The organism is Acrocarpospora catenulata, from assembly GCF_018476525.1.
In the GTDB taxonomy this organism is placed as follows: Bacteria; Actinomycetota; Actinomycetes; order Streptosporangiales; family Streptosporangiaceae; genus Acrocarpospora; species Acrocarpospora catenulata.
Genome location: NZ_JAHCST010000117.1, coordinates 1 through 8,573 on the forward strand (window position 1 = coordinate 1; position 8,573 = coordinate 8,573).

At 68.7% G+C, this 8,573-nt stretch carries 4 protein-coding genes; 2 read left to right on the forward strand and 2 right to left on the reverse strand.

Features of this window, described 5'->3' with window-relative positions; all coding sequences use genetic code 11:
• Together KIP79_RS45555 and KIP79_RS45560 are read right to left on the reverse strand one after the other, a co-directional pair.
• A partial coding sequence (locus tag KIP79_RS45555) for an ATP-binding cassette domain-containing protein (protein WP_214111318.1) occupies positions 1-538 on the reverse strand: 538 nt, incomplete at its 3' end.
• 207 nt (positions 539-745) lie between these two features.
• The gene (locus tag KIP79_RS45560; protein WP_214111319.1) at positions 746-2,032 is read right to left on the reverse strand and encodes an ROK family protein; all 1,287 of its coding nucleotides are present in this window, start codon (positions 2,030-2,032) and stop codon (positions 746-748) included.
• A gap of 238 nt (positions 2,033-2,270) precedes the next feature.
• On the opposite strand from KIP79_RS45560, the gene KIP79_RS45565 reads away from it, so the two are divergent.
• Entirely contained in the window at positions 2,271-3,551 is a 1,281-nt protein-coding gene (locus tag KIP79_RS45565; protein ID WP_308170250.1) for an ROK family protein, read from the forward strand.
• Positions 3,552-3,675: 124 nt separating this feature from the next.
• Positions 3,676-8,573 (forward strand): ThuA domain-containing protein (locus tag KIP79_RS45570; protein WP_214111320.1); only part of this gene is annotated, 4,898 nt, incomplete at its 3' end.

Below are 8,573 nucleotides of genomic sequence, written 5' to 3' on the forward strand. Positions count from 1 at the left end.
CCAACGCCGCCGAGGGTTCGTCCATCACGATCAGCCGGGCATCATGCGACAGCGCCCGCGCCATGGAGACCACCTGCTTACCGGCGGGCGACAGGCGGCCCACCTCGGTGCCCGGCCGGATCTCCCCGTGGCCGAGCCGGGCCAGGAGTTTGCGGGTGGCGGCGTGCATCTCCCCGCGCCGGGTGAAACCGAGGGTGGCCTGCTCGTGGCCGAGGAAGATGTTCTCGGCCACGCTGAGCCCGTCCACCAAATCGAGTTCCTGGTAGATGGTGGCGATGCCCTGCCGCATGGCCGCGGTGGGGTTGGACAGCCGGACCGGCTGCCCCCCGAGCAGGACCTCACCGGAATCGGGCTGGTGAGCACCGGCCAGCACCTTGATCAAGGTCGACTTGCCCGCGCCGTTCTGGCCGAGCAGGCAGTGCACCTCACCGGCACGGACGTCCAGGTCCACACCGTCCAGCGCACGAACCCCGGGGAACTGCTTGACGATGCCCTGCATGGTGAGAAGCGACGCCGAGTCGGGAGCAGACTGCGGCATGGGAGCCTCCTGGGAGGTCGGCGATCGAGGGAGGAGAAGGGGTCCCGTCCGCCGACCGAGCCAGGTGGCACCGCTGTTGGTCGGCGCCGAAGTCGGCGTGGACGGCGCCGCCACAGCTCTGGCGACGGCCGGGCGAACGGGACGTCTAGTGGGAGCGGAAAACGAGGTAGGGGGTGATCGTGATGGTTCTCTGCTGCGCCTGGATTCCTACGTGTTGCGGATCGCGATGGTGGTCGGGTCGGAGAGGACCCGCTCGATGACGACGTGCACCGCTCCCCGCGACGCGGCGCCGAAGCCCAGATTGGATGCGGCGAAACTGCACCGGTCGGCGGCCGCGGTCATGCCCAGGCGTTCCAGCTCCGCCTGGGCCACGGGGATGATCCGGTCGGCCAGCTGGGCGAAGTAGCCGCCCAGCACGATCACCCGCGGGTTGAAGAGGTTGACCAGCATCGCGGCGCCGCGTCCCAGCCACCGGCCCACCTCCGTGACGGCCGCCTCGACCCGGGGATCCCCTTCGGCCCGCCGCTGCTCGATCTCGGCCAGCCGCTCCTCCGGGTCACGCACCACCTGCGGGCTGACCCCGTACGCGTCGTCGGGAGTGGCCATCCGGACCAGCGCCGCCAGACCCACCTTGGTCTCCCAGCAGCCGACCCGGCCGCAGCCGCACTCTTCACCATCCGGATCGACGATGACGTGGCCCGCCTCCCCGGCGAACCCGTCCGCGCCGTTCAGCAGCCGGCCGCCGGAGATGATGCCGCAGCCGACCCCGACCTCGCCGGTGAGGTAGACCAGGTTGGGGGTGCCCATGGCGACCCCCGAGCTGTATTCGGCCAGCGCGGCGAGATTGGCGTCGTTGTCGACGGTGATGGGGACGTTCGGGGAGATGCCGGCGGACCGCAGCCGCTCGGCCACCGGCACCTGGTGCCAGCCGAGGTTCGGGGCGAGGACGACGGTGCCGCCGGCGGTGTCGATGAGACCGGGCACGGCCACGGTGATCCCGGCCAGCGCGACTCCGAGCTGGTCGAGGTCGGCGACGGTCCTGCCGATGACCTGGGCCAGCTTGTCCAGCGCGCGCGCGGGATCGGAGCCCATGGCGTCGACGCCGATCCTGCGGTCGACCAGCACCCGTCCCGCCAGGTCGGTGGCGAAGGCGGCGATGTAGTCGACGTTGACTTCCACGCCCAGCGCACCCACCCGCGAGCCGTCCAGAACGAGCGCGAGGCTCGGGCGGCCGACCGAGCCCGCATGCTGTGGCCCGATCTCCTTGAGCAGGCCGCGTGCCTGTAACTCGCCCACCAGGCTGGTGATGGTGGTCTTGTTCAGGCCCGTCTCGACGGCGACGGTCGATCGGGAGCACTGGCCCCGTTCGCTGACGTGGCGCAGCACCAGGGAGAGGTTGGACCGGCGGACCGTGGTCTGGTCCGCGGGAGCCCCCGCTGACCGGCCGAGACCCCTGGTGTCGCCGGCGCGGCCGTCCGGATGAGTGTGCTTCACGGCCACCCCCTCAATTGATTTGCATGGCTGGCCAAATTAAAGACAGTCACGCCGGGCGGAGGCAAGCCGTGCGGGACGACGATCTCTGTAACGTTCGAGTAACAGGAGCGGCAGGCGGCTGACCTGCGGGTCATTGGAAGATGTCAACTCGTTATCTACCAAAGGGGTGCAAGTCGGACATGTGCGTGTTACAAACCTCATTAATTGATCACAGAGATAAACGAAAGGCGGGAGCCGCGTGACGCAGGAGCACCACCTCACCCCTGCGAACGGCACCGCCCTGCCGACCAGCCCGCCCATGATGCGCCGGACGAACCTCTCCCTGGTGCTGCGCCACCTGCGCGACCACGTGTCCCGGTCCCGGGTCGACATCGCGGAGGCGACCGGCCTGCACCGGGCCACCGTCTCCAACCTGGTGGCCGAGCTCCTCGACCGGCGGCTGGTGCGGGAGGTCGGCACCGAGCACGTCGGCGCGATCGGCCGCCCCCGGCGGGCCGTGGCGCTGCACGGCGCGCACGTCGGCGCGCTGGGTCTGGAGATCAATGTCGACTACATCTCGGTGCACGGCTCCGACCTCAGCGGCCGTGTCCTGGTGGAACGCCGGGTCAGCTTCGACACCACAGGCAGCGGACCCGAGCATTCGCTGCGCCGGCTCAGCCTGGTCGCCCGCGAGGCCATCGAGGCGATGAAGCGGGCTGGAGCGGTCCCGGCCGGCATCGGCGTGGCGGTTCCGGCCCTGGTCGACGTGGCGCGTGGCGTCGTACGGCTCGCGCCCAACCTGGACTGGCACGACCTGCCGCTGGCCGCCCGGCTGTCGGCCGCGCTCGGCCCGCGGAGCGTGCCGGTGATGGTGGACAACGACGCCAACCTCGCGGCCCTGGCCGAGCACACCTCCGGCGTCGCCGCCGGCACACCCCACCTCGTCTACCTGACGGGCGAGGTCGGCGTGGGCGGCGGCATCATCGTCGACGGCAAGCTGCTCCGCGGCGCGGACGGCTTCTCCGGCGAGGTCGGGCACCTGCCGGTGGACCCCGTCGGCGACCGCTGCGGCTGCGGGCGCCACGGCTGCTGGGAGACCAAGGTGGGCCTGGCGGCGCTGGTGCGGATGGCCATGCCCGAACAGGCGTACCAGCTGCCCGGCCTGCCGGTCTCCGACCCAGAGGAACGGGCGACGGAGATCGCCAGAGGCCTGGCCGCGGGTGACCCCCGCATGCTGGAGGCGGTCGCGCAGGTTGGCCGATGGCTCGGGCTCGGCGGCTCGATCGTGGCCAACCTGTTCAACCCGCGAGTGATCGTCGTCGGCGGCTACTTCGCCACGCTGGCCGAATGGCTGCTGCCCCACGCCCAGAAGGAGTTAGAACGGCTGGTTGTGGCCAGCCCCGCCGCCCAGTGCCGGTTCACCGCCTCCAACCTCGGCTTCGGCGCCGCCTCACGCGGCGCCGCCAGCATGGTGGTCAACCGGCTCATCGACGACCCGACCACGATCATGGATCCGATTCCCCGGCCGGCCGCCCGCTGACGGCCCCCAAGAACCTGGAGACGGCACCCTCCAGCCACCGCAGTTATCCCTCACGAATCAAGTGGCAACAAGCGCGGCGGCGCGCGCCTTGCCTGACATCCCCCCAGTCAGGAAAGGGTTTCCCATGTCACCACGTTCTCGAACGTGGGCCGGGCTGCTCAACGCGGCCAAGCCAGTCAACGAACATCGCACCCTTCGCCGTACTGCGGCGACGATGGCCTTAGCCCTCGTCCTGCCCTTCCTCGCCGTCCTGCCGATCTTCGCTGCCCCGGCGAACGCCGCCACGGCGGCGGCACCTGACTTCAAGGTGCTGGTCTTCTCCAAGACCGCCGGATTCCGGCACGACTCCATCCCCGACGGCATCGCCGCCATCCAGAAGCTGGGGCAGGAGAACAACTTCGCGGTCGACGCGACCGAGGACAGCGCGCTGTTCACCGACGCCAACCTGGCCCAGTACCAGGCCGTCATCTTCCTCTCCACCACCGGCGACTTTCTGAGCACCCAGGCTCAGCGGGACGCCTTCGAGCGCTACATCCGGGCCGGTGGCGGGTACGCCGGCGTCCACGCGGCCTCCGATGGCGGCTACAACTGGGCCTGGTACGGCAAGCTGGTCGGCGCGTACTTCAAGTCGCACCCCGCGATCCAGCAGGCCACCGTCAAGGTCGAAGACCCCGCGCACCCGTCGACCGCGGGCCTGCCGACCTCCTGGGTCCGCACCGACGAGTGGTACGACTACCAGTCCAACCCCCGTGGCACCGTGCACGTGCTGGCCTCGATGGACGAGAAGTCCTACAGCGGCGCCACCATGGGCATCGACCACCCGACGGTGTGGTGCCAGGACTACGACGGCGGCCGTTCCTGGTACACCGGCCTCGGCCACACCAAGGCCAGCTTCGTCGAGCCTCAGTTCCTGAAGATGCTGCTCGGCGGCATCCAGACCGCCGCCGGCGCGGTGAAGGCCGACTGCTCGGCCTCGCAGAGCGGCAGCTTCGAGAAGGTCACCCTCGACGACAACACGTCGAACCCGATGATGACCGACATCGCGAAGGACGGGCGGGTCTTCTACATCGACCGCCTGGGCGACGTCAAGGTCGTCAAGACCAACGGGGCCACCGTCACCGCCGGTCGTCTCAACGTGTTCACCGCCAACGAGAGCGGCCTGCTGGGCCTGGCGCTGGACCGGAACTTCGACACCACCAAGTGGCTGTACCTGTTCTACTCGCCGGTGGGCCAGAACGTCGACCGGCTGAGCCGGTTCACGGTCAACGGCGACACGATCGACATGGCCAGCGAGAAGGTTGTCCTCAACGTCCCGGTCCAGCGGGCCGAGTGCTGCCACCACGGCGGTGGCATGCTCATGGACCACAAGACCGGCGACCTGTGGCTGGGCACCGGTGACAACACCAACCCGTTCGCGTCGGACGGCTACACGCCGATCGACGAGCAGTCGGGCCGTTCCGCCTGGGACGCGCAGCGTACCTCGGGGAACACCAACGACCTGAGCGGCAAGATTCTGCGCATCCACCCGGAGCCCGACGGCACCTACACCGTGCCGGCCGGCAACCTGTTCCCGCCGGGGACGCAGAAGACCAAGCCTGAGATCTACGGCATGGGCTTCCGCAACCCGTTCCGTATCGGTCTTGACTCGAAGACCGGCAAGGTGATGGTGGCCGACTACGGTCCCGACTCCGGGTCCGCGAGTGCCACCCGTGGTCCCAAGGGCACGGTCGAGTGGAACCTGCTCAACGCGCCGGGCAACTACGGCTGGCCGTACTGCGTGGGCAACAACTCGCCGTACATCGACTACAACTTCGCCACCAAGGCGTCGGGGTCGGCGTTCAACTGTGCCGCGCCGGTCAACGACTCGCCGAACAACACCGGCCTGACCACCCTGCCGGCGGCGATCGCGGCGTCGATCTGGTACACCAACTCGGTCGACGCGAACAACTTCCCCGAGCTCAACGGTGGCGCTCCGATGGCCGGTCCGACCTACCGGTACGACGCCGACCTGCAGTCGACCGTCAAGTGGCCGGCTTACTGGGACGGCAAGGCGATCTTCGGTGAGTGGAACACCAACAAGATCTTCTCGTTCCAGCTCAACGAGGCCGGCGCCCAGCAGATCAAGATCAACCAGATCCTGCGGTCCATGAGCTTCAAGCGGCCCATGGACCTGAAGTTCGGCCCCGACGGCGCGCTGTACCTGATCGAGTGGGGCTCCGGCTTCGGCGGCGACAACGCCGACTCCGGCATCTACCGCATCGAGTACATCAAGGGCAGCCGGCCCCCGATCGCCCGCGTCACGGCGGACAAGACCGACGGCCCGGTGCCGCTGACCGTGCAGTTCTCCAGCGAGGGCTCGCGGGACCCGGACGGCAAGCCGATCACCTACGCGTGGGACTTCAACGGTGACGGCACCGTTGACTCGACCGCGGCCAACCCGTCGCACACCTACACCCAGGCGGGCCAGTACAGCGCGGTCCTGACGGTCACCAACTCCGAGGGCCTGACCGGAACGGCGAACCTGCCGATCGTGGTGGGCAACACCCGGCCGGTCGTCAGCTTCGACGTGCCGCCGAACGGCGGGTTCTTCGAGTTCGGCGACCAGGTCAAGTACAAGATCAGCGTCACCGACGCCGAGGACGGCACGATCGACTGCGACGAGGTCCAGATCCAGGCGTACCTGGGCCACGACAGCCACGGTCACCCGCTGGACCAGCACGCCGGCTGTGAGGGCACCATCCAGACCCTCAGCGACAGCGGCCACGGCATCGACGACAACCTGTTCTACGTACTCGAGGCCACCTACACCGACAAGGGCGCGGGTGGTGCCGGGAAGCTGACCGGCCGGGCCGAGGTCATCCTCCAGCCCAAGCGCAAGCAGGCCGAGCACTTCACGACGACCGGCCGCGTCGCGGACGGCGTGGGCACCGACGCCGCGGGCGTGGCGGCCGAGGCCGCGACCGACCCGGAGGGTGGCAACCAGAGCGTCGCCTTCGTCCAGGACGGCGACTGGTGGTCCTACGACCCGATCAACCTGAGCAACATCTCCGCGATCCGGCTCCGGGCCGCGTCGAACGGCGCCGGCGGCACCGTCCAGGTCAAGGCGGGCAACCCCGAGACCGGGACGCTGGTCGGATCGGTCGACATCGCGCCGACCGGCGGCTGGCAGACGTTCACGAACGTCACGCTGAACCTGACCAGCCCGCCGACGACAACCGGTCCGCTGTACTTCATCGTGCGCAAGCCGGCGAGTGCGGCGAACAACGCCTACCTGGTCAACTTCAACTGGGTGGACTTCATCGGCCAGGGTGTCACGGACAACCAGCGCCCGCAGGTGACCGTGTCGGCCAACCCGACCACGGGCATCGCCCCGCTGACGGTCGCCTTCACCTCCACGGCCACCGACCCCGACAACAACACTCCGCTCACCTACAAGTGGAACTTCGGAGTGAACGGCGCGCCGCAGCCGACCACGGCCAACGCGAGCTACACCTACAACGCTCCGGGCACGTACACCGCCTCGGTGACCGTGACCGACTCCAAGGGCGCCTCGACGACCCAGTCGGTGACCGTCAAGGTGAACCCGCCGAGCACCAGCTGCTTCCTGGGACGTTCTGACGACTTCCTGGGCACGGAGCTCGACCGGAACCGCTGGTCGGTCGTCCGCGAGGACCAGAACCTCAAGGTGGAGAACGGCAGCCTCGTGCTGCCCACCTCGGCCACCGAGATCTACGGCACCGGTACCGGCACCACGACCAACATCGTGCTGCAGCCGATGCCGTCGGGCCCCTGGACGGCCACCACCAAGGTGACGCTGGACGCGCGTGACATGTACCAGCAGGCTGGTCTGATCCTGTACGGCGACGACAACAACTACGCCAAGATGGTCCTCCAGGCGCGGGGTACCAACAGCCACGCCAACCGCATCTTCCAGTTCATCCGTGAGGAGAACGGCACGCCGAACGAGGTGACCGCGAGCAACACGGCCCAGCTTGGGGACGCCTACCCCGACACCGTGTACGTGCGGTTCATCAGCGACGGCACCAACATCACCGCCCACTACTCCTCGGATGGCACGACCTTCACGGCCATGTCCCAGACCAAGCCGATCGCCGGGATCAACAACCCCAGGATCGGTCTGCTCTCCCTGGCGAGCACGGGCAACCGTCCGGTGGTCAACGCCTACTTCGACTGGTTCCACATCCTGCCCGACGACACGGCGACCGCCGCCCCGAACGACGAGTTCGACGGCACGTCGCTGGACCTGTGCCGCTGGAACGCGAACGTGCGCTACGACTCGGCGCTCGCCCGCGTGACCGGTGGCAACCTGGAGATCGACACCACGACGGGTGACATCTACGGGTCCGACAACAGCAACCCGAAGAACTTCATCCTGCAGACGCCGCCGAGCGGCGACTGGACGCTGGAGACGAAGGTCGACGGATCGGCGTTCAACGAGCAGTACCAGCAGGCTGGTCTGATCGTGTACGGCGACGACAACAACTACGTGAAGTTCGACTACATCACCGACAACACCGCGGGCTCCGCGGTCGCCCGCCGGATCGAGCTCCGTAGCGAGGTCGGCGGGACCGTGCAGAACCCGCAGCCGCAGGTCTCCAACCTCACCAGCGGTGTGTGGTGGCTGCGCCTGAAGAAGGAGGGAACCACCTTCCGCGGCTACTACTCCGCGGACGGCACCACCTGGACCGAGATCGCCAACAGCGGCACGCCGACCGCGGTGCAGAACACCGCGGTGGCCAACGCCAAGGTGGGTCTGTTCGGCTTCGGCGCGAGCCAGACCGCGTCCAAGACCGTCAAGTTCGACTACTTCCGTCTCACCCAGGGCGTGGAGGACAAGACTGCGCCGGTGACGAACGCCACCACCCAGCCGGCCGTGCCGGCCAGTGGCTGGTTCACCGGTCCGGTGTCGGTGACGCTGTCGGCCGTGGACGAGGCGCAGGGCAGCGGGGTGGACCGTACCGAGTACCAGCTGGACGGCGGGGCCTGGACGGCCTACACCGC